This is a genomic window from Agrococcus sp. KRD186 (assembly GCF_017168255.1).
Lineage (GTDB): Bacteria > Actinomycetota > Actinomycetes > Actinomycetales > Microbacteriaceae > Agrococcus.
This window is the reverse complement of record NZ_JABFAP010000001.1, coordinates 2293774-2316223: the sequence shown is the minus strand read 5'-3', so window position 1 is coordinate 2316223 and position 22450 is coordinate 2293774. Positions and strand designations below refer to the sequence as shown.

At 68.0% G+C, this 22450-nt stretch carries 20 protein-coding genes and 3 pseudogenes; 11 read left to right on the top strand and 12 right to left on the bottom strand.

Features of this window, described 5'->3' with window-relative positions; genetic code table 11:
• The first annotated feature begins 134 nt into the window (after window positions 1–134).
• Entirely contained in the window at window positions 135–449 is a 315-nt protein-coding gene (locus tag J1M46_RS11355; protein ID WP_206447902.1) for a hypothetical protein, read from the top strand.
• Window positions 450–1008: 559 nt separating this feature from the next.
• Here J1M46_RS11355 and J1M46_RS11350 read toward each other — a convergent pair.
• On the bottom strand, window positions 1009–2202 hold the full coding sequence (locus J1M46_RS11350) for a mandelate racemase/muconate lactonizing enzyme family protein (protein WP_206447901.1): 1194 nt from the start codon (window positions 2200–2202) through the stop codon (window positions 1009–1011).
• Window positions 2203–2254: 52 nt separating this feature from the next.
• Here J1M46_RS11350 and J1M46_RS11345 point away from each other — a divergent pair, with 52 nt between their 5' ends.
• Window positions 2255–3145: a GntT/GntP/DsdX family permease gene (locus tag J1M46_RS11345; RefSeq protein ID WP_342384361.1), complete on the top strand. Its 891-nt coding sequence runs from the start codon at window positions 2255–2257 to the stop codon at window positions 3143–3145.
• Window positions 3146–3346: 201 nt separating this feature from the next.
• Window positions 3347–3768: pseudogene (locus J1M46_RS11340) on the top strand (GntT/GntP/DsdX family permease).
• Between the two features lie 22 nt (window positions 3769–3790).
• On the opposite strand, the gene J1M46_RS11330 reads toward J1M46_RS11340, so the two are convergent.
• The 9 genes and pseudogenes from J1M46_RS11330 to J1M46_RS11295 all read right to left on the bottom strand — a co-directional run bounded on the left by J1M46_RS11330 (window position 3791) and on the right by J1M46_RS11295 (window position 13063).
• A complete protein-coding gene (locus J1M46_RS11330; protein WP_206447897.1) occupies window positions 3791–4483 on the bottom strand; it encodes a FadR/GntR family transcriptional regulator in 693 nt (230 codons plus the stop codon).
• A 52-nt stretch (window positions 4484–4535) separates the two neighbouring features.
• Entirely contained in the window at window positions 4536–5567 is a 1032-nt protein-coding gene (locus J1M46_RS11325) for a LacI family DNA-binding transcriptional regulator (protein WP_241249101.1), read from the bottom strand.
• Between the two features lie 40 nt (window positions 5568–5607).
• Entirely contained in the window at window positions 5608–7869 is a 2262-nt protein-coding gene (locus tag J1M46_RS11320; RefSeq protein ID WP_206447895.1) for a GMC family oxidoreductase, read from the bottom strand.
• A 4-nt stretch (window positions 7870–7873) separates the two neighbouring features.
• Window positions 7874–9358, bottom strand: coding sequence for an aldehyde dehydrogenase family protein (locus tag J1M46_RS11315; RefSeq protein ID WP_206447894.1), 1485 nt, complete (start codon window positions 9356–9358; stop codon window positions 7874–7876).
• 38 nt (window positions 9359–9396) lie between these two features.
• A complete protein-coding gene (locus J1M46_RS11310; protein ID WP_206447893.1) occupies window positions 9397–10503 on the bottom strand; it encodes a mandelate racemase/muconate lactonizing enzyme family protein in 1107 nt (368 codons plus the stop codon).
• 85 nt (window positions 10504–10588) lie between these two features.
• Window positions 10589–11089: a FadR/GntR family transcriptional regulator gene (locus J1M46_RS11305; protein WP_241249100.1), complete on the bottom strand. Its 501-nt coding sequence runs from the start codon at window positions 11087–11089 to the stop codon at window positions 10589–10591.
• A gap of 12 nt (window positions 11090–11101) precedes the next feature.
• A pseudogene (locus tag J1M46_RS15935) lies at window positions 11102–11293 on the bottom strand (FadR/GntR family transcriptional regulator); the annotation flags it as partial.
• 31 nt (window positions 11294–11324) lie between these two features.
• Window positions 11325–12416: a sugar kinase gene (locus J1M46_RS11300; protein ID WP_206447891.1), complete on the bottom strand. Its 1092-nt coding sequence runs from the start codon at window positions 12414–12416 to the stop codon at window positions 11325–11327.
• The gene (locus tag J1M46_RS11295; RefSeq protein WP_206447890.1) at window positions 12413–13063 is read right to left on the bottom strand and encodes a bifunctional 4-hydroxy-2-oxoglutarate aldolase/2-dehydro-3-deoxy-phosphogluconate aldolase; all 651 of its coding nucleotides are present in this window, start codon (window positions 13061–13063) and stop codon (window positions 12413–12415) included. Before J1M46_RS11295 ends, J1M46_RS11300 begins: the two co-directional genes overlap by 4 nt.
• A gap of 157 nt (window positions 13064–13220) precedes the next feature.
• Between J1M46_RS11295 and J1M46_RS11290 the strand changes: the two genes are divergently transcribed.
• The 6 genes from J1M46_RS11290 (at window position 13221) to J1M46_RS11265 (ending at window position 19568) form a co-directional block, all read left to right on the top strand.
• A complete protein-coding gene (locus tag J1M46_RS11290; protein ID WP_206447889.1) occupies window positions 13221–14717 on the top strand; it encodes a sugar ABC transporter ATP-binding protein in 1497 nt (498 codons plus the stop codon).
• A complete protein-coding gene (locus tag J1M46_RS11285; RefSeq protein WP_206447888.1) occupies window positions 14707–15711 on the top strand; it encodes an ABC transporter permease in 1005 nt (334 codons plus the stop codon). The genes J1M46_RS11290 and J1M46_RS11285 overlap by 11 nt, the downstream gene beginning before the upstream one ends.
• A 16-nt stretch (window positions 15712–15727) precedes the next feature.
• Entirely contained in the window at window positions 15728–16771 is a 1044-nt protein-coding gene (locus tag J1M46_RS11280) for a sugar ABC transporter substrate-binding protein (protein ID WP_206447887.1), read from the top strand.
• Between the two features lie 66 nt (window positions 16772–16837).
• Window positions 16838–17914, top strand: a complete 1077-nt coding sequence (locus tag J1M46_RS11275; protein WP_206447886.1) for an alcohol dehydrogenase catalytic domain-containing protein — start codon at window positions 16838–16840, stop codon at window positions 17912–17914.
• On the top strand, window positions 17911–18684 hold the full coding sequence (locus J1M46_RS11270; RefSeq protein WP_206447885.1) for an SDR family NAD(P)-dependent oxidoreductase: 774 nt from the start codon (window positions 17911–17913) through the stop codon (window positions 18682–18684). The genes J1M46_RS11275 and J1M46_RS11270 overlap by 4 nt, the downstream gene beginning before the upstream one ends.
• Window positions 18684–19568 (top strand): SMP-30/gluconolactonase/LRE family protein, encoded by an 885-nt coding sequence (locus tag J1M46_RS11265; RefSeq protein ID WP_206447884.1) that lies wholly within the window; start codon window positions 18684–18686, stop codon window positions 19566–19568. The genes J1M46_RS11270 and J1M46_RS11265 overlap by 1 nt, the downstream gene beginning before the upstream one ends.
• Window positions 19569–19598: 30 nt before the next feature.
• Here J1M46_RS11265 and J1M46_RS11260 read toward each other — a convergent pair whose 3' ends face one another.
• Complete coding sequence (locus J1M46_RS11260; protein ID WP_342384360.1) at window positions 19599–19892, bottom strand: aldolase/citrate lyase family protein; 294 nt, start codon at window positions 19890–19892, stop codon at window positions 19599–19601.
• 107 nt (window positions 19893–19999) lie between these two features.
• A pseudogene (locus tag J1M46_RS11255) lies at window positions 20000–20731 on the bottom strand (2-oxo-hepta-3-ene-1,7-dioate hydratase); the annotation flags it as partial.
• 280 nt (window positions 20732–21011) lie between these two features.
• On the opposite strand from J1M46_RS11255, the gene J1M46_RS11250 reads away from it, so the two are divergent.
• Window positions 21012–21308 (top strand): ATP-binding cassette domain-containing protein, encoded by a 297-nt coding sequence (locus J1M46_RS11250; protein WP_342384359.1) that lies wholly within the window; start codon window positions 21012–21014, stop codon window positions 21306–21308.
• A gap of 127 nt (window positions 21309–21435) precedes the next feature.
• Window positions 21436–22449, top strand: coding sequence for a serine hydrolase domain-containing protein (locus tag J1M46_RS11245; protein ID WP_206447883.1), 1014 nt, complete (start codon window positions 21436–21438; stop codon window positions 22447–22449).
• Window position 22450 lies beyond the last annotated feature (1 nt).

The following is a 22450-nucleotide window of genomic DNA, read 5'->3' as shown; positions in this document are numbered from 1 at the left end:
CTTGCGGCATATCACTTCACGCTGGCCGGGTGTAGTTGTAGACGGCTGCTGTCGATTTGGCAAGCCTTGAGGATGGACTGGGCGTCTCGCTCTGGCCGCGACGCGATGCTGCGTGGGACGCTGAATGCGACCGGATGGTGATTTCTGCGAATGGTCTCGCGGACTTCCTGATCGAACGGTGGACAGGGCGTGTGCCTCCCTCGATCACGAGCAACGACTGGCCGAATGAAAACTGCTTCACTGAGGAAGCGGAGAGGGTTCGTCTAGTTGTGTTGCGTGTAAAGACGGCGGTGGACGACTTAGGTGTCGATGAGGTCGGCCCGCGCACCGGCATTCCCGCGACGGAGATGCAGAGCTGGGTTGATGGTCGTCGGTGGCCGACTCAGCTGGAGCTGGCACAGCTCGAACTCGGGCTCGGCAATCGAGTATGGACACGCTCTCCCGTTTGATACTTGGAGTCGGCAGACCCGTCTGCGAGTTTCTCCTGGTAAGTCGACTTTCGCCGGCGATCGGCAAGGCAATATCGGGCGGGCTGCCATAGGCCATGCCGCTCTTCGCCCAGCAGCACGGACACGCTGTTCGCAGGCTTCACCATGTCGGCGATGCGTATCGGGCCGGATTCTGCCGCGTAGCCGATGTCGAGTACTGGACGCTCGCGTTCAGGGCTCTATCGGCCGATTAGGTCCCTGTCACTCGTACCAATTCTCGTGCCAAAACAACGCACGAAGATTGAGTGATCTGGACCCACCCAGAAACCGTCGTTATATTGACACATCGCCGTCGGCTCGCGAGCGATAGCGAGCGAGATCTAGTAGTTTCAAGCGCCGAGAAGCGGAAGTCCCCGAGTGGCAGCGAAGCGGGCAGCACTATGGCTCACGTCTTGAGGGGTCACGTGGATCCGCTAAGTCCAGCGAGTCGTGATGCGCTGGAATTCACTGGCAATTGCGCACGATCTTCCTGAGAACTGAGCTGTGAGCTGTCTCTGACAGGACTCTGCGTCGCCAGACGTCACATCGCCGACGCTGGTGCACCGGCGTCCACGCGGTAGTGCTCGACGACCGACAGGTCGACGTTCACACCGAGTCCGGGCGAGTCGGGCACGCGGACACGTCCGTCCTCAAGTGCGAACCCTTCGGTGAGCAGTTCGTCGCGGAGCGGGTTGCGGGTTCGGTCGAACTCGATGACCGGTTCGTTCTGTAGCGGCACCGGCACGTGTGTGTACGGCGTCAGGGGCAGGGTGCTGCACACCTGCAATGCGGCGGCCAGGGCGATGCCCGATCCCCAGACGTGTGGGATGACGCGCATATTGCGCGTCGAGGCGAGCGTCGCGATCCTCTGTACTTCGGAGATGCCCCCGCACACGCAGATGTCGGGCTGAAGGATGTCGACGCAGCCAGCCTCGATGAAGTCGCGGAAGCCGTAGCGGGTGTATTCCGCCTCGCCGCCGGCGATCGCGATGTCCAAACGGGAGCGGACCCGGGCGTATCCCTCGCGGTCCTCCGGCGGCACCGGCTCCTCGAAGAACAGGAAGCCATTGGCCTCGAGCTCGCGGCCGATCGCCACCGCGGTGCTGGCGCTGTAGGCGTGGTTCGCGTCGGCGAGGAGGGCGAAATCGTCGCCGAGCGTTTCGCGGACCGTCGCGATGCGTCGGGCATCTTGCGCGACCGCCAGGAGCCCAACCTTGAGCTTCAGCATGCCGAAGCCGTCAGAGGCGTACCGCGATACGGTTTCCGCCAGTGCCGGCAGGTCGCGATCGGCGTCGAATTCAGTCGAGGAGTAGTAGCCCCCCGTCCCGTACGCTTTGACGCTGTCGCGGAATCGTCCGCCGATCAGCGCTGAGACGGGCGCCCCGAGCGACTTGCCGAGGATGTCCCAGAGGGCGATGTCGATCGCGCTGAGCGCCTCGACGTAGGTACCCTTCTGGCCGAAGTCGCGAGTGCGCGAGTAGAGCGTCTCCCAGACCACTCCGGGCGACGCGTCGGGCATCGCGAGGAGCTGGGCGGCGAGGACGTCGTCGACGCATGACTTTACGGGTTCCGCCGGGCCGTACTGACCGCCTTCGCCCCATCCGGTGATGCCATCGGTGGTCGTCAGCCGAACCAAGAGACTGGTGCGCTCAGGAAACGCTGCCTGAGAGGAGAAGAACGTGTCAGACCCGAGGGGGGCCTTCAGGATGAAGGTCTCGACGCGCGCAATCTTCATAGGGATGCCTTTCGCTGCAGGTGCAGGGAAACTGTAACAGGTCCTCAGAGGAGTGGTTGCCGGTGCCACATACAGGCTCGATCCTCAGGTTCTTCCTCTCGGATTGACAGCGCTTAAGCGGTTGCATACTGTGTCAAGTTGTCTGAGGAGTCGTGCCGTTGACGCGGGGCATTTCCCGCGAATCCGGTGCGTCGTCCGGCGCTGGCCCGAGTCGAAAGCGGTGACACAGTCAGCAGCTGGGCTGACCGCGCTCTTCATCCTCGTATGCCTCGCAATCGGGCGAGCCATCGTCTGGCTTCGCGTGAACCCGGCCATCGCGTTGCTCTGCGGCACGATCGTGCTGGGGCTCGCTTCGGGAATGTCGTTCGCCGACGTGGTCCACGGGGTGAACCAGGGCTTCGGTGCGCTGGTGGCCGAGCTCGGCCTCCTGATCAGCCTGGGCATCGTCATGGGCACGCTGATGTCAGTGTACGGGGCCGTGGAACGCATCGCCGGCAGTATCGTGAAGCTGTCCGGCTCCAAGGGTTCGCCAAACGCATTCAGTCTGACGCTCTCCACGGTCACGCCTTCGATCGACTGCGACGTGCTGCTGGCGCTGGTGGCTCCGATCGCGCGCACCGCCGCACGTCGCACCGGTCGACCGGTGGCGTCCCTCGTAGGGCCTGTGGCCATGGGCCTCGCCGCTGGAAGCGCGCTCGTGATCCCGGGGCCGGCGATGCTCGTCTACATCGGCATGCTCGAGTTGACCGCCGGGGAGATGCTGCTGCCAGGGTTGCTCGCCGCGATCCCAGCGGTCATGGTGACGACGTTCGCGTATCTCCTGCTGATCGAGCGCGGGGGATGCTGGAAGACGACGCTCGACGAGGACATCGCGGATGAAGCCGTTCCCGGGTTGCCGAGGACGACGGCGACACCGGCGGTCGGCTTCCCTCGCTGCTCGTGACTCTCGCGCCGATCATCGTCGTCCTTGAGCTGATCGTCACGTCGAGCATGACCACGGCATTGGGGGCTGAGGTCCCAATCGTCGAGTTCCTGGGAAGCCCTGTGATCGCCCTGCTGGCGGGTACGCTGACCGCACTCGTGATCATCGTCGTCCGAAAGGCCTTGGCGGCTGAGGAGAAGCAGGTGAACCGGGCTCGAGACCGTGGGGACGATCCTCGTCGTCACCGCTGCCGCCGGTTCGCTCGGCGCGATTATCGTCGGAACGGGCATGCAGGAGGTGCTCGCCGATCTGCTCGATGCGAACCCGGCGCTTCCGCTCGTGACGGTCTGGGGCATCGCGGCGGTGTTTCGGATGGCGATCGGCGGTCAGACGGTCGCCGGCCTGACGGCCATCGGCATCATCGCTCCCCTCATCGCCGATCTCGGTCTCTCTCCGATTCTCGTCGTGCTCGCCGCGGGGCTGGTGGCTGCTTCGGCGGCCAGTTCAGTGACAACGTGTTCTGGATGCTCCGGAGTCTGTGCGGGCTGCCCACCCGGGGCACGCTGAAGACCTATACGCTCGCCCAGTCGATGCTCGCCTTGGTGGTCTTGGCGTTCGTGCTCCTGGCCGACATCTTGGTCTGAGCCGCGAGGCACGTCGGCGCCTTCAGTTCTCCGTGGTGGCGCCGGCCCGCAGTTCTCGTTGCACCGCGAACACATGCTCACGGGCGCGCTCGGCGGCCAGATCCGCGCAGCCGGCGAGGATCGCTTCGACGATCGAGCGGTGGTCTTCGTGCGCGCGGTGCTGGCGGCCCGGCATGCAGATGACCTTGGTCGAGTACTCCTCGAACTGCGCGGAGAGACCCTCCCACATGTGCAGCAGCAGTGGATTGCCACTGGCCTCGGCGACCTGACGGTGCAGTCGCGCGTCCAGAGCGACGAAGCTCATCGCGTCTATCTCCGGGTCCGACGCGGACGCGATGATCGACTCGAGCAACTCCCGGTGGTGGTCAGTCAGCCGGCGCGCCGCGAGAGCAGCCGCGGTGGACTCGATGGCAACGCGAGCTTCGAACAAATCACTCATGGTGTACCCGCCCATGAGCGACTGGTCCATGCCGAAGGCGCGCGGCTCGCGACGGACGACGAAGACTCCGACACCCTGTGTGCTTCGCAGGTACCCGGCGGTCTGCAGTGTGCGTACCGCTTCGCGCATCGAGCTTCGGCCTACGCCCAGTTGTCTCGCGAGCTCCTGCTCGGAGGGCAGCCGGACACCGACCTCGTAGTCGCCACGCATGATTCGTCGCCGGAGCTCCTCGGCTGCCGAGTCAGACACGCGCGCGCGAGGCTGATCGGTTCCCATGCGCTTCATCGTAGCCAGCGTGCGCGCAGGTCTCCTGCGGTGCGACACACCGTCAGGCGCGGGGCGCGGCCGTCGACGCGCGCACTCGCACGACCGGCGTCGAGTCGACCATGACATCGCGCGGCCGGCCGCCGCTGAGCTGGGCGATCAGTTCGCTGGCTGCACGCGCCCCGAGCTCTCTGAGCGGGAGCTCGATCGTCGTGAGCGGCGGATCGAGGTAGGCGGCGACCGGGAAGTCGTCTGCGGTGATGACCGACATCCGGCTGGGAACGTCGACACCGAGCTGACGGAGTGTGTCGAGTGCGCCGAGCGTCTGCATCAGAGTCCCGAGATAGATGGCAGTGACGTCCGGGTGCTGCCCGAGCAGGCGGCGGGCGGCTTCGGCTCCGTCGCGTTCGGAGAACTCCGCGTGCAAGACCGGTCCTGCGGTCCCGGAGGGCAGCGCCTCCATGGCCGAGACGAACCCGGCCGCTCGTTCGTCCGCGGTCGAGACGCCACGGGGTCCGGCGATGTGCGCGATGCGGGTATGCCCCAGGGCGCTGAGGTGTTCAACCGCCGCGCGGCTGGTCGCCGCATTGTCGAGGCTGACGTTGCGTCCGGAGCCGGCCGCCGCGCGGTTCACGTACAAGAACGGCACGCGGTGGGCGTCGAGGAGGTCGACGAGTCCCGTCTGCGGCTGAGGGGTCCCGAGCAGAAGGCCGTCGACGCGTCCGGCGAGCACCAGCTCGGCGAACATGTCGGCCGCGGCGACCGTCTCGGCCGCCTCGACGATGAGTACGACGTACCCGCTCGCGGTGGCCGTTTCCCAAGCGCCGCGGTTGATCATCGCCATGCCGGGATTGGTGAGGTTCGGTGTGACGAACGCGATCGCTTTCGCGCCCGCACCGTTGATCGCCCTGGCGGCCGCGCTCGGCCGGTAGTTGAGCTCCTCGATCGCAGCGAGGACGCGCTCTCGGGTCTCGGGGCGGATGGCGAGCGTCCGGTCGCCGTTAAGGACACGGCTCACGACCGACTTGGTCACGCCGGCGTGCGCGGCGACGTCGACGAGCCGCGCCCGTGTGCGATCGCCGTCTGTCCGCGTCATTGTTCCACCGTACTCGCCACGCCGCCGCTGCGTGCACGGCTCAGCTGCCTCCGATCCGTGCCGTGAGACGCTCCATCGCGCGCAAACCCAGGGCCATCATCGTCAGGTGCGGATTCACCCCGGGGCAGGTCGGGAACGTCGCGCCGCTCAGCACGAACAACCCGGTCGTGTCGTGCACTTCGAGGTCGGGGCTGACCACGCTCGTACGCGGATCCTCGCCCATGCGCGCACCGCCCAGATCGTGACTGGACCCGACCCCGGTCAGGCGTCCGCTCGACCAGGTCTTCGTCGCGCCCATCTCCCTGAGGATGTCGCGGGCGCGTTCGTCCATGAAGTCGCGCAGCCGGTGCTCGTTGGCGCGCATGTCCGTCGTGACCCGCAGGACGGGCAGTCCGAGCCCCGAACGGTCCCGGTGGACGGGATCGAGATCGACGAAGTCGGAGGCGTAGGGAAGTGTTTCGGGCTGGATCCGGACCGCGGTGATGTCCTGCCAACGGCGGAGATGCTCCTGGTACGGGCGGCCCCAGGGCCGCACATCGTCGGGGAGCGGGTCCCTGGCGATCTGCAACGGCAGCACCTGATTCTCCATGCTGAGACTTGCGCCGCCGATGAAGCCGCCGGCGCTGGAGTCGAACGATTCGGCGGTGAGGTCGTCCATCGTGACCATCTGAGATGCCGGGCCGGTGTGCGCGTTGAAAGTTGCGCCCGGGACGATGCCGTAGACGTCGCCCCACTGCTTGACCATGAAGTGCCGGCCGAGCTGTCCGCCGGAGTTCCCCAGGCCCGCGCGGTGACGATCATCCGCGGACAGGAACATGAGGCGGAGGTTCTCGAAGGTGTAACTGCTGAGGATCACCGTCCGAGCGCGTTGCACCTGCACGTCGCCTCGAGCATCGACGTATTCCACGCCGGTCACGCCGTCGGCGTCGGTGAGCACTCGGATGACCCGGCACTGCGTGCGCAGGTCGAGCAAGCCCGACTCGAGCGCTTCGGGCACGGAGGTGAGCCCGGGATTCCAGCGTTCGTCGTCGAACGCGCCGAACGCCGCCGCCCAAGCGTGATAGCGCAGGCTCGGAAGCCCGTTGTACGGCTCGCTGTTGACACAGGCCGGCGTCGGATACGGGTGGTAGCGCAGGCGCGAGGTCGCGTCGGCGAACAGCTGTCCCTTCCGGAACGGTCGCAGCGGCGGCATTGGATAGTCGCTGCGCCGCGGGACGAACGGATTGTCGGTGTTGCCCGCGACCCCCGCCAGGTGTTCGGCGATTTCGTAGTACGGCTCGAGATCGCTGTACGAGAGGGGCCAGTCGACGAGGGTCGAGCCGTCAGGCAGCGCATCCTCGCCGTACCGGTCGACGACGTGGCTGAGGAACCGGAGCTGGTGCGGATGGAACCGCCGCAGGGCGCCGCCCCAGTGCACGATCGTCCCGCCGACGCCGTTCATCATGCGTCCGAGGGAGTAGGTCATGGGCTGGGTGGGGTCGCCGTCGTTGCGACGCCAGCGCGGAGATTCGGACGTGAACTTTGCGCCCATGCCGGCTCGCGCGTAGTACGCGGCCTCGAGCTCGTCCGGCCGGTAATCGCGACGTTGGCGCCACCCGCCGGCTTCGAACCCGACCACGCGCAGACCCGCTGCGGTGAGGAGGGGCGCGACCATGCCGCCCATCGCGCCCATGCCCACGATCACCACGTCGGCGTCATCGGCGGGCGGTCGAGCTCCGGCCTGCGGGTCGAAGCCCGGGATCTGGGCTGGGGCGGGCACAGCGGTCATCCGGTAGCCCGCGTCGGCGGCCGTGCGGATCTCGCCGCCCCGATCGACGGGCTCGCTCGAGAGGTTCTCCTCGGCGCTGTGGTCGAGCCACACACCCGGGTGCCCGAGGAATCGCCAGCCGGCCGTTCCGGCGTTACCGCCGTGAACGGGATCGGCGAACATGCCCTCCTGGACATGGGCGCGCAGGCGCGCGAAGAACCGGCGTTGGGGCGGGTGGATCTGCCCGGGCAGTTCGTTGCGCTCGAGCCGTTCGATGAGCTCATCGATCTGATCGTCGCTCGCTGCGACGATCTCGCAGTCGAACAGCTCCGAAGCCGCCCGGGCGAGATGATCGAGGCCGAGTCGGTACTCGTCGAGCTGCTCGTGGTCGTGACCGCCCAACGCGCGATCGATATACGTGACGACGCCGGCTTCCGTCGCGCCGGGGTGCCCGTCGAACGGCGGGAGGATCCGGTCGGCGACGCGGGCGAGGATCTGGGCCCGGTACGGGTCCAGACTCACCAGCGGTGTGCCGTCTGCATGCCGACTCGACATGGGCTCAGTCCTCGACCCGCCGCGTGAAGTCGAGGTAGGTGGTGCGGCTGCGGACGTACCGCCGGTAGCCGTGCTCGCCGTCTTCGCCGCCCATGCCGGATTCCTTCCACCCCGTGTGGAAGCCTTGGACCTCCTCCGGGCCTGTGCGGTTGACGTAGACCTCGCCGAATTCAAGATCCCGGGTGGCGTTCATCGCCGTGGCGAAGTCGGTCGTGAAGACGTAGGAGGTCAGGCCGAACGCGCTCGCGTTCGCACGCGCGATTACCTCGTCGTATCTGTCGAACGTCGTCACCGGGAGGACCGGACCGAAGATCTCGCGGGTCATGATGTCCATGTCGTCCCGCACGTCCGTGAGCACGGTCGGGGCGTACCAATGTCCGTCGCCCGCGGAAGGGAGCCGTGCCCCGCCCGTCGCGACCCGGGCTCCCGCGTCGATCGCAGATTGCACGAGCGCGTCGACCTTCTCCAGCTCTGCCGCGGAGACCTTCGGCCCCATCTGCGAGTGCTCGGAACGCGGGTCGCCGACGACGAGTGCGTCGACACGGGCGCGCAGCTTGGCTTCGAAGACGTGGGCGATGGACGCGTGCACGAAGGTGCGCTCATTGCAGGTGCAGACCTGCCCGCAGTTCTGGAAGCGCGCGGTCACCGCCTCATCGACGGCGGCGTCCAGATCGGCGTCCGCGAACACAATGAACGGCGCTTTGCCGCCGAGTTCGAGTGATACGGGAGTCAGTGAGGTTGACGCGGCCTGGAGCACCTGCTTCCCGGCGCGGGTCGAACCCGTCATCGTGACGAGGTCGACGCCGGGGTGCTTCGCCAGCCGGTCGCCGACGGTGAGTCCGTCGCCGGGCACGACGTTGACGATGCCGACCGGCACTCCGGCGCGGTGGCACAACTCGGTGAGGGCCAGCGCCGACAGCGGGGTGATCTCGCTGGGCTTCAGCACGATCGCGTTGCCGGCCATGAGCGCCGGCGCCACCTTGCGGGCGAAGATCGCGGCCGGGAAGTTCCAGGGCGTGATCGCGGCCACGACGCCGAGCGGTTCCTCGGTCACAGTGAGCATGCGCCGATCGGCGGTCGGGGCGATGACCTCGCCCAGGTCGCGATACCGGTGGCGCGACGCCGCGAAGTCGAAGAAGCTCCGGACGCCGGCGATCTCGCCGCGGGCTTCGGTGATCGTCTTGCCCTGTTCAGCGACTACGATCGCCGCGAGCTCTTCGCTGTGGCGCTCGACCTCGGCGATCACGCCGCGCAGGACGTCGGAGCGCTCCGCCATGGTCTTCCGCCCCCACGCCGGCTGCGCGGCGCGGGCCACCGCGACCGCTTCGTCCGCGACGTCGGCCGTCGCGTCGCCCACGGTCGCGATGATCTCGAGGTCGGCTGGGTTCTCGACCGGTCGTGCGGATTCGCCCGGGCGGCGGCTGCCGCCCACGTCCGGCCCCAGCGGGCCGCTCAGCAGCGTCCAGGAATCAGAGTGCTCCGAGGTCATGCGGGTGTCCTTTCAGTGAGATGGGAGAAGCGGATGGCTCACGCGGAGGTGCGTGCGCTGATTCGCGACGGGCGTAGGGCCTCGTAGTCGAACTCGAGCCCATGTCCGTCGCGCTCCGGGGCGATCGCGAAGCCGTCTTCGATGACGAGAGGGTCGCGCAGGAATCGTTCGAGGCCGAATCCGTGCGCCTCCATGTAGCTGCGGTTGGGGGCAGCGGCGAGCAGATGCACCGTCAGGTCGTGCGCGCCATGGGACGTCACGGGCAGGTTGTGCGCTTCGGCGAGCGCCGCAACCTTGCGGAAGACGGTCATGCCGCCGACGTTGCAGACGTCGGGCTCGGGGAAGGTGACCGCACCCGCGGTGATGAATGCGCGGAACTCGTGCAGAGTGTGGAGGTTCTCGCCGGTCGCGAGGGGCAGCCCGCCGTCGCGGAGGACGCGGAGGTGACCCGGGATGTCGTCGGGGATCGTGGGTTCCTCGAGCCAAACGAGCCCGAACTCGGCGAACGACCGCGCGGCGCGGACCGACTCGTCCGCGGACCACTGCATGTTCGCGTCGACCATGAGCGGGAAGTCGTCGCCGAGGTGCTCGCGCATCGCCGCCACACGCTCGATGTCCTCACGGAGGCGCGCGCGGCCGACCTTCATCTTGATCGCGCGGAACCCCTCGGCTTGGAAGCGGTCAGCCTGCTCGAGCAGCTCGGGCAGGGAGAACTGCAGATCCACACCGCCCGCGTACACCGGGACCTTCGGGTCGTATCCGCCGAAATAGCGCCAGAGCGGGCTGCGGTCGCGGCGTGCTCGGAGGTCCCAGAGCGCGATGTCGATGGCCGAGATCGCCGAGGTGGCGTGTCCGCCGCGCCCGGCGTAGTGCGTGGCCCACCACATGCGCGTCCACGAGAGTTCGGTGAGATCCACATCGAGCCCGATGACGGCCGGCACGAGGTACTCGTCGATGAGCACCGCGATTGCTCCGGCGCCGGAGTTCACGGTGTAGGTGTAGCCCGTGCCGACGGCGCCGTCGCTGTCGGTGACTCGCACGATGACGAGTTCGAAGTGCGGGATGAGGCCGTGGGTCGAGTCAGTCAGGGTGATTGGGAGGTCGACGCGGTAGAAGTCGGTCTCGACACTCGCGATGGTGCTCATGCGGATTGCCTCTCGTAAAGAAGGTAGAAAACTGGTTTTCTACATAAGCACAGGTACGTCACCGCGGTCAATCGCACTCGAGACGTCAGAGGGCAGAATCGCCGTGGCGCTGCGCGGCGCGGGCGACCGCGAGAGTGCGACGAGCCGTCTCGATGTGCACCACCATTGCCGCGCGAGCGCCTTCGGAATTGCGCTCGAGGATGAACTCGGCGATCGCCTGGTGCTCGATGCTGGCGCGCTGGACTGCGCCGGGCACCGTGTCGGTCGCGCGACGTACCGCGACGAGCGTGTTGGACACCGCGGCCAGGGCTGCGGAGTAGGCGGAGTTCATCGAGGCCTTGGCTACGGCGGCGTGGAACTCCACGTCTCGGCGGTACGCGTCGACACCGGCCTCGGCGGCTTCTTCGTATCGACGCAGAGCCGCTGCGACCTCGGCGCGCTCCTGTGGACCGGCGCGCTCGGCCGCGCGTGCGGCTGCCTCGGTCTCGAGCAGCATCCGGAACTCGTACAGGTCGTCCACCGCCGTGTCGGTGAGTAATCTTTCGAGGTGTTCGCGCTCGATCGCCCGCCTGCCGTCGACGCCCAACACCGTCGTGCCGCGGCCGGGCCGTACGTCGAAGATCGACTGTGCGACGAGTGATTGGACGGCTTCACGGATCGTGTTGCGACCGACCCCGTACCGAACCATGAGCTCGCGTTCGGTCGGCAGTTTGTCGCCGACCGCGAATTCCCCCGAGCTCACGGACGCGAGGAGTTGAGCGGCGACCGACTGCGAGAGATTCTGTCTCATCGGACGTTCCCTTCCCTCCTCGTGCCTGGCATTACCGTACGGCCCTGATGCCGCTACCGGCAGCGAGCGCCTCCACTTCGGTTCGCCGTGCGCTGGACGTGTCCCCGGGCGTGGTCATCACAAGCGCGCCGTGTGCGACGCCCAGCTCGAGCGCCCATGACAGCTCGGCCCCCGTGAGCAGGCCGTACGCGAGGCCGGCGACGAATGAGTCGCCCGCGCCTACCCGGTCGAGGATGTCGAGGCGTTCACGTACCGATGAGTGCACGACGCCGGTGCGGTCGGACCACGCGATCGCGCCCCAATCGTTTACGGACGCCGAGCGCATGGTGCGTTGCGTCGCCGCCATGAGCGCGATGTTAGGGAAATCCTTGCGTGCGCGTTCGACCATGCGGAGGAAGCGCTCGGCCTGAGCGTCGGATGCATCGACGACGGTCTCGCCGACGCTGAGCAGGTACTCCGGCTCGTTGCTGATGAGCACGTCGACGTACCGGAAGATCTCCCGCGTGGTCGCTGCATGGTCTGCAGGGTCTGCGAGGGCGCGCCAGAGACTCGGCCGGAAATTGACGTCATACGACACCGTCACCCCGTGCGACTTGGCAGCCCGCACCGCTTCCAGCGTCAGTGCGGCTGACGACGGGGAGAGCGCGGTGAACACGCCGCCGGTGTGGAACCAGCGCACCCCGCGACGTCGGAACAGGTCATCCCAATCCACCTCGCCCGGCGCCAGCCTCGCCGCCGCGCTGAATGCGCGGTCCGAGACGCCGTATGCCGGGCGCACACCGAAGCCGCGTTCCGTGAAGTTCAGGCCGTTCCTGGCGCCGATCCCCGTACCGCCGTCGTCACGCCGCTGAATGAGGGAGGTGTCGACGCCGCCCTGTCGGATGAGCGAGCTCATCAGCGCGCCGACCTCGTTGTCTGCGAGTGCCGTGACCACGCCCGTGCGCAGCTCGAAGCAGTTGCTGACCGCGAAGGCGACGTTAAACTCGCCGCCGCCGACGTGCGCTTCGAACGTTCGGGCATCGCGAATGCGCCCCTCGCCCGGGTCGAGTCGCAGCAGCACCTCGCCCAGCGAGACGAGATCGAACTCGTGTCCTGCGCGCGTGTCGGTGAGCACGCCGCTCATCGCGTCAAAGGATTCGTCAGCGCGGCGAGGGCGTCGCGAACTCCTGTGGCGGTGGCCTCCGGGTCGCGCGAGGACGCACCCTTCGGCAGGAACCAGCTGCCGCCGACGGCAAGCAGGTTGGGTCGCGCGAGGAAACCAGGAGCGCTGGCGGCGTCGATGCCGCCGGTGGCGACGAAACGCATATCGGGGATTGGGCCGGCGATCGCGGCGAGCCACGCTGCGCCGCCTATCACCGAGGCAGGAAAGAACTTCAGCGTTCGCAGGCCCATCTCGCGAGCGGCGAGCACTTCGGTCGCGGTCGCCACGCCCGGCAACACCGGCATCCCATTGTCGAGGCACCAATCCACGACGCCGCTGTGCAGGCCCGGTGAGACGATGAAAGACGCACCCGCGTCGGCGGTGGCTTTCGCGTCGTCGACCGTCAGCACCGATCCGGCCCCCACGCGCAGGGCGTGCGTCGACGACGCTCGGGCGATCGCGCGGTGCGCATACGCGCTCCGCAGGGTGATCTCGACGATGGGCAGCCCCGCCAGGGCCAGGCCCCCGGCGAGCGCGTCGAGGTGTGCTTCGTTCTCAATCGACACGACCGGAACGATTCGATGGCGCTCGAGGTCTTCGAAGACCCGAGCGGCGCTGTCAAGCGGCATCACTACCTCCCAAACATAGGATGAAGCCTATCTATCACGAACGCAAGTCCGCTGAGTCTTTTGACATTTGGCGGAGTAGGTTCTAGTTTGATCCTACATTCAATGGAGAGCGCGACCGCAGAGACGCGTTTGATGGGATCAACGGAGGCCCAGTCGCATGACCACACCACCCCTCCTCGAGGTGCGGGGAGTGACCAAGAGCTTCGGCGGCAACAGCGTGTTGCGGGGCGTCGACTTCGACGTGCGCGCCGGTGAGGTGCACGCGCTTCTCGGCGAGAACGGCGCCGGCAAGTCCACGCTCACCAAGATCGTGGCGGGCGTGCACAAGGCGGACGCCGGTTCGGTCGCGTTCGAGGGAGCGCCGGCCGACTTCAAGGACCCCGGCTCCGCCGTGCGAGCCGGCATCAGCACCGTCTACCAGGAGCTGAACCTGATTCCGCACCTCGACTGTGCGAGCAACATCTTCCTCGGCCGCGAGCCCGAGACGGCTCTCTTCGAGCACGCCCGGAGCATCCGCTCGGGCGCAGCCGCCGCGCTCGCCGAGATCGGATCACGGGCCAAGCCGACGACCGTCGTCGCCGATCTGACGACGGCTGAACGTCAGCTCGTCGAGATCGCCAAGGCGCTCGCCACCAACGCTCGGCTGATCATCATGGACGAGCCGACGGCGGCACTCTCGTCGGCAGAGATCGAACGCCTGCACGAGTCGATCCGGCGCCTCACCGCGCGCGGCATCGCGGTCATCTACATCAGCCACAAGCTTGACGAGGTCTTCCGCATCTCGGACCGGATCAGCATCATGCGCGACGGTAGGGTGCTCAGCACCCGCGTACCGGCTGAGACCACGCGCGACGAGGTCGTGTCGGCGATGCTCGGTCGTGAGCTCGAGGCCGAGAAGCGAGAGATCGAGTCGGACCACGGCGAACGATTCACCGGCCCACCCATGCTTAGCGTGAGCGAGCTCTCCGTGCGAGGGAAGGTCACTGATATCAGTTTCGACGTACGCCCGGGTGAGATCCTCGGGATGGCGGGGCTTGTCGGCGCCGGCCGTACCGAGACCGTTCGTGCGCTCGTAGGCCTGGAGCGCGGTGTCACTGGATCGGTCTCGCTCGACGGCGCGCGCTTCCGGCCGCGCACGCCGAACGCGGCCATACGCGCCGGGCTCGTGCTCGTGCCCGAGGATCGCAAGACGCAGGGGCTCCTGCTCGGCTCGAGTATCGAAGACAACGTGGTGCTGCCGCATCTCGCGAAGCTCTCGGTCGCGACCTGGGTCCGGCGCAAGGCCGCGAAGGCCATGGCCACCGAGTGCGTCGACTCGTTCGACGTGCGCCCGCGCACGATCGACAAGGCGACGACCTATCTCAGCGGCGGCAACCAGCAGAAGGTGCTCATCGGCCGCTGGCTGCTCGACGAGTACAAGGTGCTGATTTTCGACGAGCCCTCGAAGGGTGTCGACGTGGGTGCTCGGTCGGGCATCTGGCGCATGATCCGCGACGCGGCCGCAAAGGGCGCCGCGGTGATCGTGATCTCGTCCGAGACCGAGGAGCTGATCGCGCTTGCCGACCGCATCCTCGTCATGCGCGAGGGGCGCGTCTCAACAGTTCTCAACAACACCGGCCTGACGGAAGACGAGGTCATGGAACATGCTTTCTAACACCGAAGTCGCCACCGGCGACAACACCAAGCCCGCCGTCTCGGCGCTCGAGCGCCGAGAGCGCGTGCTCGGCATCCTGTCGAAGTCGCAGTCCCTCGTCGGCCTCGTGCTGGTGTGCGTGATCTTCAGCGCGCTGACGGACGCGTTCTTCACCGAGTACAACGTCATCAACATCCTCAGGCAGAGCGCGGTCACGGCGATCCTTGCGGCCGGCATGACGTTCGTGATCATCGCGGGCGGCATCGACCTCTCGGTCGGGTCGGTGGTCGCGCTGACCGGCGTCATCGCGGCGGGCATGATGCAGGGCGGCACGCCGGTCTGGACAGCCATCCTCATCGCGCTCGCGATCGGCCTGGTCTTCGGCCTGGTCAATGGTGTCGCGGTCGCGGTCTTTAAGATCCCGGCGTTCATCGCCACGCTCGGAACCATGACGATCGGATCGAGTCTCGCGCTCGCTTACACGCAAGGCCTGCCGATCTCGGGCCTCCCCGAGGCGTTCACGTATCTCGGCCAGGGCTTCATCGGTCCGATCCCTACCCCCGTCATCATCGCGTTCCTGGTCGTGGCGATCTGCGCTCTGCTGCTCCGGCGCACCCTGATCGGCCGCTACGCGTTCGCGATCGGCGGCAACGAGAAGGCGGCATTCCTCTCCGGAGTGCGCACGCCCCGCTGGAAGATCACGATGTACGCGCTGCTCGGCGTGCTCGGCGGGATCGCGGGCGTCGTGCTCACGGCTCGTCAGAACTCCGGCCAGCCGACCGCCGGTGCCGGCATCGAGCTGATCGTGATCGCTGCCGTCGTCATCGGTGGCACGAGCCTCAGCGGTGGTCGCGGCTCGGTCTGGGGCTCGATCGCCGGTGCGCTGCTGATCACCGTCATCAACAACGGTCTCAATCTGCTGAACGTCTCGCCCTACTTCCAGGGCCTGTTCGTCGGCGGGTTGATCTTGCTCGCAGTCGGACTCGACTGGAGAAACAGGAGAACCAATGACTAAGAACGAAGGAGTTCCCATGCACGGACGTACCCGACGCACCGCCGCCCTAATCGCCGCCGCGGCTTCCACCGCACTGGTCCTGACCGGTTGCTCGGGCGCAGCGGGCGGCAGCGAGGGCGGCGGCGAGGGCGGCGACGAGGACACGATCGTTATCGGCCAGAGCCTGCCAACGCTTGACAACCCCTGGTATGCGGCCTTCGCAGACGGTGCGCAGGACATGGCCGACGCGCTCGGTGCCGAGCTGCGCCTGGTTACCAACCCCGCCAGCAGCCCCTACGAGCCGTCGTCGCAGATCGCGTCGATCGAGAACCTGATCGCGCAGCGACCCGACGTGATCCAGATCGACCCAACGAGCACCGACGCCATCAACGGCGCGATCGACGAGGCCCGCAATCAGGGCATCCCCGTCGTGACCGACGGCATCAATGTCACGACCGATGTGGATGCATCGGTCGTCGCCGACAACCAGCAGGGCGGCGAGCTCGCCGGCGAGTGGGTCGCCGCCGCCCTGCCCGACGGCGGCACCGTCGCGGTGCTCGAGGGGACGCCCGGGCGCGACATCATCCAGCAGCGACAGGACGGCTTCACCGCCGGGCTTGAGGCGAACCCCGGTGTCGAGGTCGTGGCCTCGCAGATCGCGAACCTCTCGCGCGAGGAAGGGCAGACCGTCGCAGAGAACATCCTGCAGGCGAACCCCGACCTCGACGCCATCTGGGCGGCGAACGACAGCATGGCACTCGGCGCGCTCGAGGCGTTGAAGTCGCAGGGTCTCGCCGGCCAGGTGCTGCTCGGCGGCTTCGACGGGACCCCCGACGCGTTCACCGGCATTCAGGACGGCGTGATGGGCTTCACGATCGACCAGGTGCCGTACGAGATGGGTGCGACCGCCATCGCGCTCGCGTACCTGCTCGCGACCGACGGCGACGCGGAGTCCGAGGTCATCCTCGACACCCAGCTCGTCGACACCGAGAACGTCGGGTCCTACGTCGACGACGTCGAAACCGCCCGCAAGACCACGCTGGAGGCGGTGCTCGAGCAGTACGGCCTCACGGCGGAGTAGGCGAAGCAATCGCCCGGGGCGCGGCGTTCGCCGTGCCCCGGGCTCTCACACCTCTCGAAAGGCATCATGTCCAAGCGTCTGTTCTTCCCCGGCGATCGGCGGGTCGAAGTGATCACGGCTCCGGAGCGACCCGCGGGCCGTGACGAGGTCACGGTGCGGATCGAGGCCGCCGGAGTGTGCGGCAGCGATCTGCACTATCTGTACCGTGTGCCGTCGGAGGAGCGTGGCAAGCCGCGGCTCGGCGTCACGATCAATCCCGACGCGGTGCCCGGCCACGAACCGGCGGGCACGATCGTGGCGGTCGGCGACGGCGTCGTCGGCCTCTCGGTCGGCGACCGCGTCATCGTTCACCACATCTCCGGCTGCGGGCACTGTTCGTGGTGCACGCGCGACCTGCCCATGCACTGCGAGGGCAAGCGCACGTACGGCTTCGACATCGACGGCGCCTTCGCCGAGACGATGGTCGCGAGGGCGAGAGACGTCATCCGCGTGCCCGACGACCTTTCGATGACGGTCGCCGCCTATTGCGCGTGCGGTGCGGGCACCGCCTACAACGCCCTTCGCAAGCTCGCGGTCACGAGCCTCGACACCGTGGTCGTCTACGGTCTCGGCCCGGTCGGTCTCGCCGCTGTGGCGTTCGCCAGGGACTTCGGTGCACGGGTCGCCGCGGTCGACATGTCGGCCGAGCGGCGCGAGCTCGCCGAGCAGGCCGGTGCCGACCTCGTGCTGAGCCCGGCCGAGGGCGATGCGGTTGCCGCGATCCGCGAGTGGAGCGGCGGCGGCGCGTCGGTCGGTCTGGATGCGTCGGGCAACGGCCGTGCCCGCCACGACCTGCTGGATGCCATGGCGGTCCTCGGCCGTTTGGCCTTCGTCGGCGAGGGCGGCAACGTCGACGTCGACGTCAGCGAGCAGGTCATCCACAAGCAGCTGACCGTGATCGGATCCTGGGTCTTCGGCCTCGACGAACTCGCGGGGGTGCTGTCGTACGTGTCGGAGCGGAACGTCGACCTCGGTGCGCTCGTGACGGACGTGTACGACATCGACGATGCAGCGGCGGCGTTCGCGGTGGCGGACGGCGCGGCGAGCGGAAAGATCGTGATCACGATGGGGCAGACGTCGGGCGAAGCGGAGGCCACAGCATGACGCGTGCACGCCGGAATGTCCTCGTCACCGGCGCCGCCGCGGGGGTCGGCCGGGCGATCGCCCGCACCTTCGCCTCAGAGGGCGCTCACGTCGTGATCGCGGACATCCAGGACGCAGCGGACACGATCCAGCTCATCGAGGCAGGGGGCGCCACGGTAGATCAGGTGCGGTGCGATGTCTCCTCCGAACCGAGCGTCCGTGACGCGGTCGCCCAGGCCGGGCGACTGCTCGACGGCCGAATCGATGTGCTCGTGAACAACGCGGGCATGAACGGCCACTACCACCAGGTCGAGGACATGCCGCTCAGCGGCTGGGAGCAGACTCTTCGCATCAACCTCACGGGCACGATGCTGGTCACGCGCGAGGTGATCCCGCTGCTGAACGGCGACGGAGCGGCGATCGTGAATCTCTCCAGCAACGTCGGCAAGCGCGGCCTGCCCTATCGCGGTGACTACGTCGCGAGCAAGTGGGCGCTCGTCGGACTCACGCAGACGCTCGCACTCGAGCTCGCCGATCGCGGCGTGCGCGTCAACGCAGTCTGCCCGGGGCCCGTCGAAGGCGACCGCATCGAGGACGTCATGCGGCGCCACGCGGGAGCCGAGGGTGTGTCGCTCGAAGGCATGCGCGAGCGCTGGGAGAGCGAAGCGCCCCTGGGTCGCTTCGTCACCGCCGACGAGGTCGCGGCCGTCGTCCAGTTCCTTGCCGGCCCGGCCAGCAGCGCGATGACTGGGCAGGCGATCAACGTCACCGCGGGTCTGGTCATGCACTGATGGGCGCCGCGCGCTATACGGCTGAGCCGGTCGTCGGCAGCGGCGACGGCTTGGGTGAGAGCGTCGTCTGGGATGCCGAGCGCTCCGAGCTGTCGTGGGTCGACATCCACGCCGCGCGGTTGCAGCGCTGGGGCAGCGAAACGGGGCTCATCACGGCGACGCTGCCCGAGCGCATCGGCGCCATCGGTCTGCGCGCCGGAGGCGGCCACGTAGCGGCGTTCGCGAGCGGATTTGCGCTGCTCGGCGAGGATGGCGAGATCGAGCGCCGCATCGCGGAGGTCGAGCCCGAGCTGCCGACGACCCGCCTGAACGACGGCCGCGTCGACCGCCAGGGCCGCTTCGTCTGCGGCGGCATGGACGAGGCCGCCGACCAGCGCGCGGTCTCGGCCGTCTACCGGCTCGACGCGGACGGCGCGGTCGTTCGCATCCTCGACGGCATCGCCTGCGCGAATAGCATCGCGTTCAGCCCGGACGGCACGCGCATGTACTTCACCGACATGCCCACGGGGCGGATCGTCGCCTACGCGTACGACATCGATGAGGGTGTTCCCCACGACCCGGTGCTGATCTCGGACGGCACGGAGTATCCCGGCCTGCCCGACGGCTCGACGGTCGACGCCGACGGCTGTCTGTGGAACGCGCGGTGGGGTAGCGGCGCCGTCGTCCGGTTCACGCCGGACGGAGCACTCGACGCGATCGTCGAAGTGGCGGTCGGCAACCCGACCTGCCCGGCCTTCGGGGGGCCCGACCTGTCCACGCTGTTTATCACGACCGCTCGTTTCGGTCGCACGGATACGCAGCTGGCCGGCGAGCCGCGCGCCGGCGACGTCTTCACGGTCGACGTCGCCGCATCGGGGATCGCCGAACCGCGATTTCTGGGCTGACGCAGTCGCCTCGTTCACGACGCTCTGCTCTTAGTCGGACGCCCGCCCGCCGGCGGCCGCGCCATCGGCCCACAGACCGGCGATGCCCTCGGCGGCGCGCGCCAGCACCGACACGTCGGCCGCGACCAGCACTAAGCTGGCGCCGGCGGCGACGTACTCGCGGGCCACGGTTGGATCGAAGGCGTTCACGCCTGCCGGCTCTCCTGCCGCCCGCGCAGCCGAGATCGCTCGCCGAACCGCGGCCATCACTTGAGGGTGCGACTGCTGACTTAGCAGACCCATCGACGCCGCAAGATCGCTCGGGCCGTTGAAGACACCGTCCACACCATCGATCTATGCGATCTCTCGGGCGTGCTCGACGGCCTCGGCGGTCTTGATCTGCACGAAGAGGCTTGTGAAGTCGTCGGCGAGGGCGAGGTAACCGTCAGGCGGAAGTCCGCGGTCACGACGTCGCGCGGCTCGACCCACATCGGTAGCGTGAAGGACCCCGCGAGGATGAGCGCGCCCGCCTCGAGCGCGTCACCGAAGCTTCTTCGCGAGCCACGCAACGTCCGTGGCAGGGTGGTTCAGCACGGCCGCGGCGACGCCGGGCTCCTCGATCGTCTCGTTGCGGTAGAGCAGCGCGCTGACCCACCTGAGGTCGACATACTCGGGGACGAACGGCGTACCGCCGTAAGACCATGCCGCCCATCGCCGCATTGTCGCTGATGGTGTCGACGATGGTCCGCCCTCGAGTTCGATGCGGCTGGAGAGATATCAAGCGCCGGCACCATGTACTCGGTTGCGCGCAGCACGTCGAAGATGGTCACGTCGGGGCCCCGAGCGACTCGCGTAGCACGAAGGCGAACTCGACTTCGATGCGCACGAGAATCGGGAGTGCTCGATCACTGAGCCGTTCTCGTGGACCATGTCGGGCGAAGATCGCGCCGTAATCGGGCTCGGTGATGCCGGTGGCCTGCTGCATGACCTTGCTCGTGAGCCCGATGTTCCGGCCCACGACGGCCGGCCGCAATGTCCGCCGCGCGCCATGCGCGCTGCACGGTGTACGCGTCCTCGACGGTCATGCCGGGGTGGCGCGCGGTGAGGAGCGGGACGACCGTGCGGTCGCGCTCGGCGGCGGCGAGCTCGGCGACGATGCCGCTGATCGTGCCTTCTGAGAGCATCAGTCGCCGAGGTGACGCACCGCGTCTAGGTGCGTGGGTCAGTATTCGACGCGCGCGCAGGAATCTTGAACCGCGCTTGAGATGCCTGTGTTGCGACCCGTTTTCGTGCATGAACCGCGCTTAGCCGCGGTAGCGATGCAGCATTCTTGTCTCGACTCCATTACTGACCCACGCACCTAGGAGACGGCGATGCTGTCGCAGCGCATCCGCTTCACCGACGACGAGGCCATGCTCGTCGACGTGGTGCGGGAGGCCGCGCCCCGGGCGCACGCCGCAGGAGGTGCGGGCCCAGCTCGCGCGATTCCTCTTCAGCGGGGCTCGAGCCGGGCAGCGCGTGGGGGAGCTCTCGGGCGGCGAGCGATTCCGGCTCGCGCTCGCGCGGCTGCTGCTGGCCGACCCGGCGCCGCAGCTGCTGCTGCTCGACAAGCCGACCAACTCGCTCGACCTCGACTCGCTCGACCGACTGGTCGAGGCGTTCGCGGCCTACGAGGGGCGCTCATCGTGTCGAGCCACGATGCGGCGTTCCTCGAGCGGCTCGGCATCACGCGCCGCTGGACGATCGAGTCGGGGCGGCTGACGGACCGCCCGGCCTGATCGCCGGTGGACGATCGGGGCAGGGCGGCCGGCCGACCGCCGGGCCGGATCCAGCCGCGGCGCCCGCGCCTGCCGTAGCATCGCGACGCACGACCAGCTTGGAGGCCGAGATGCACATCGATCCACGATCCCTCGACGATGCGATCGCAGAGGATGCCTTCACCGGCGTCGCGACGATCGACGTGGCGGGCGAGCGCACGCTCGAGCGCTGCGAGGGCTTCCGCCACCGCGCGCTCGGTGCACCGATGCGCGCCGACACCCGCATCGGCATCGCGAGCGGCAGCAAGGCGTTCACGGCGCTCGCGATCCTGCGGCTCGTCGAGCAGGGCGAGCTGCGCCTCAACCAGCCGGTGCGCGAGCTGCTCGGCGCCGACCTGCCGCTCATCGACGATGCCGTCACGCTCGAGCAGCTGCTCGACCACACCTCGGGCATCGGTGATTACCTCGACGAGGAGGCCGACTGGGAGGTCGACGACTTCGTGCTGCCGGTGCCGGTGCACACGCTCACGACCGCCGAGGCGTTCCTGCCGATGCTCGAGGGCTTTCCGCAGGCCTCCGCGCCGGGTGAGCGCTTCGCCTACAACAACGGCGCCTACCTGGTGCTCGCGGTCGTGCTCGAGCGTGTGACCGGCGAGACCTACCACCAGGCGGTGCAGCGCCTCGTGCTCGATCCGGCCGGCCTGTCGCAGACCGGCTTCCTGCCGCTCAACGCGCTGCCGGGCGACGCCGCGCTGGGCTACCTGCACGAGGAGGGCGACCTCGCCAACACGCTGCACCTGCCGCTGCTCGGCAACGGCGACGGCGGTGCGTTCACGACCGCCGCCGACCTGCACCGCTTCTGGCTCGCGCTCGTGGACGGCCGCATCGTGACGCGGGAGACCTTCGAGCAGATGGCGCGCCCGCGGCACGACGTGCCGGACGAGGAACAGCGATCCGGCATGGGCCTGTTCCTGCACGAGACGCTCCCGGTGCTCATGCTCGAGGGCTACGACGCCGGTGCCTCGTTCTGCTCCTGGCACCTCCCCGAGTCGCAGACCACGCTGAGCGTGCTCGGCAACAGCTCCGAGGGCGGCTGGCCGGTCATGGGCGTGCTGCGCGACGCGATCGAGGCCGAGCTCGCTTGAG

Coding starts and splice junctions, on each gene's coding strand:
- J1M46_RS11355 (WP_206447902.1), top strand. CDS start 135: ATGGTGATTTCTGCGAATGGTCTCGCGGACTTCCTGATCGAACGGTGG.
- J1M46_RS11350 (WP_206447901.1), bottom strand. CDS start 2,202: ATGAAGATTGCGCGCGTCGAGACCTTCATCCTGAAGGCCCCCCTCGGG.
- J1M46_RS11330 (WP_206447897.1), bottom strand. CDS start 4,483: ATGGGAACCGATCAGCCTCGCGCGCGCGTGTCTGACTCGGCAGCCGAG.
- J1M46_RS11325 (WP_241249101.1), bottom strand. CDS start 5,567: ATGACGCGGACAGACGGCGATCGCACACGGGCGCGGCTCGTCGACGTC.
- J1M46_RS11320 (WP_206447895.1), bottom strand. CDS start 7,869: ATGTCGAGTCGGCATGCAGACGGCACACCGCTGGTGAGTCTGGACCCG.
- J1M46_RS11315 (WP_206447894.1), bottom strand. CDS start 9,358: ATGACCTCGGAGCACTCTGATTCCTGGACGCTGCTGAGCGGCCCGCTG.
- J1M46_RS11310 (WP_206447893.1), bottom strand. CDS start 10,503: ATGAGCACCATCGCGAGTGTCGAGACCGACTTCTACCGCGTCGACCTC.
- J1M46_RS11300 (WP_206447891.1), bottom strand. CDS start 12,416: ATGAGCGGCGTGCTCACCGACACGCGCGCAGGACACGAGTTCGATCTC.
- J1M46_RS11295 (WP_206447890.1), bottom strand. CDS start 13,063: ATGCCGCTTGACAGCGCCGCTCGGGTCTTCGAAGACCTCGAGCGCCAT.
- J1M46_RS11290 (WP_206447889.1), top strand. CDS start 13,221: ATGACCACACCACCCCTCCTCGAGGTGCGGGGAGTGACCAAGAGCTTC.
- J1M46_RS11285 (WP_206447888.1), top strand. CDS start 14,707: ATGCTTTCTAACACCGAAGTCGCCACCGGCGACAACACCAAGCCCGCC.
- J1M46_RS11280 (WP_206447887.1), top strand. CDS start 15,728: ATGCACGGACGTACCCGACGCACCGCCGCCCTAATCGCCGCCGCGGCT.
- J1M46_RS11275 (WP_206447886.1), top strand. CDS start 16,838: ATGTCCAAGCGTCTGTTCTTCCCCGGCGATCGGCGGGTCGAAGTGATC.
- J1M46_RS11270 (WP_206447885.1), top strand. CDS start 17,911: ATGACGCGTGCACGCCGGAATGTCCTCGTCACCGGCGCCGCCGCGGGG.
- J1M46_RS11265 (WP_206447884.1), top strand. CDS start 18,684: ATGGGCGCCGCGCGCTATACGGCTGAGCCGGTCGTCGGCAGCGGCGAC.
- J1M46_RS11245 (WP_206447883.1), top strand. CDS start 21,436: ATGCACATCGATCCACGATCCCTCGACGATGCGATCGCAGAGGATGCC.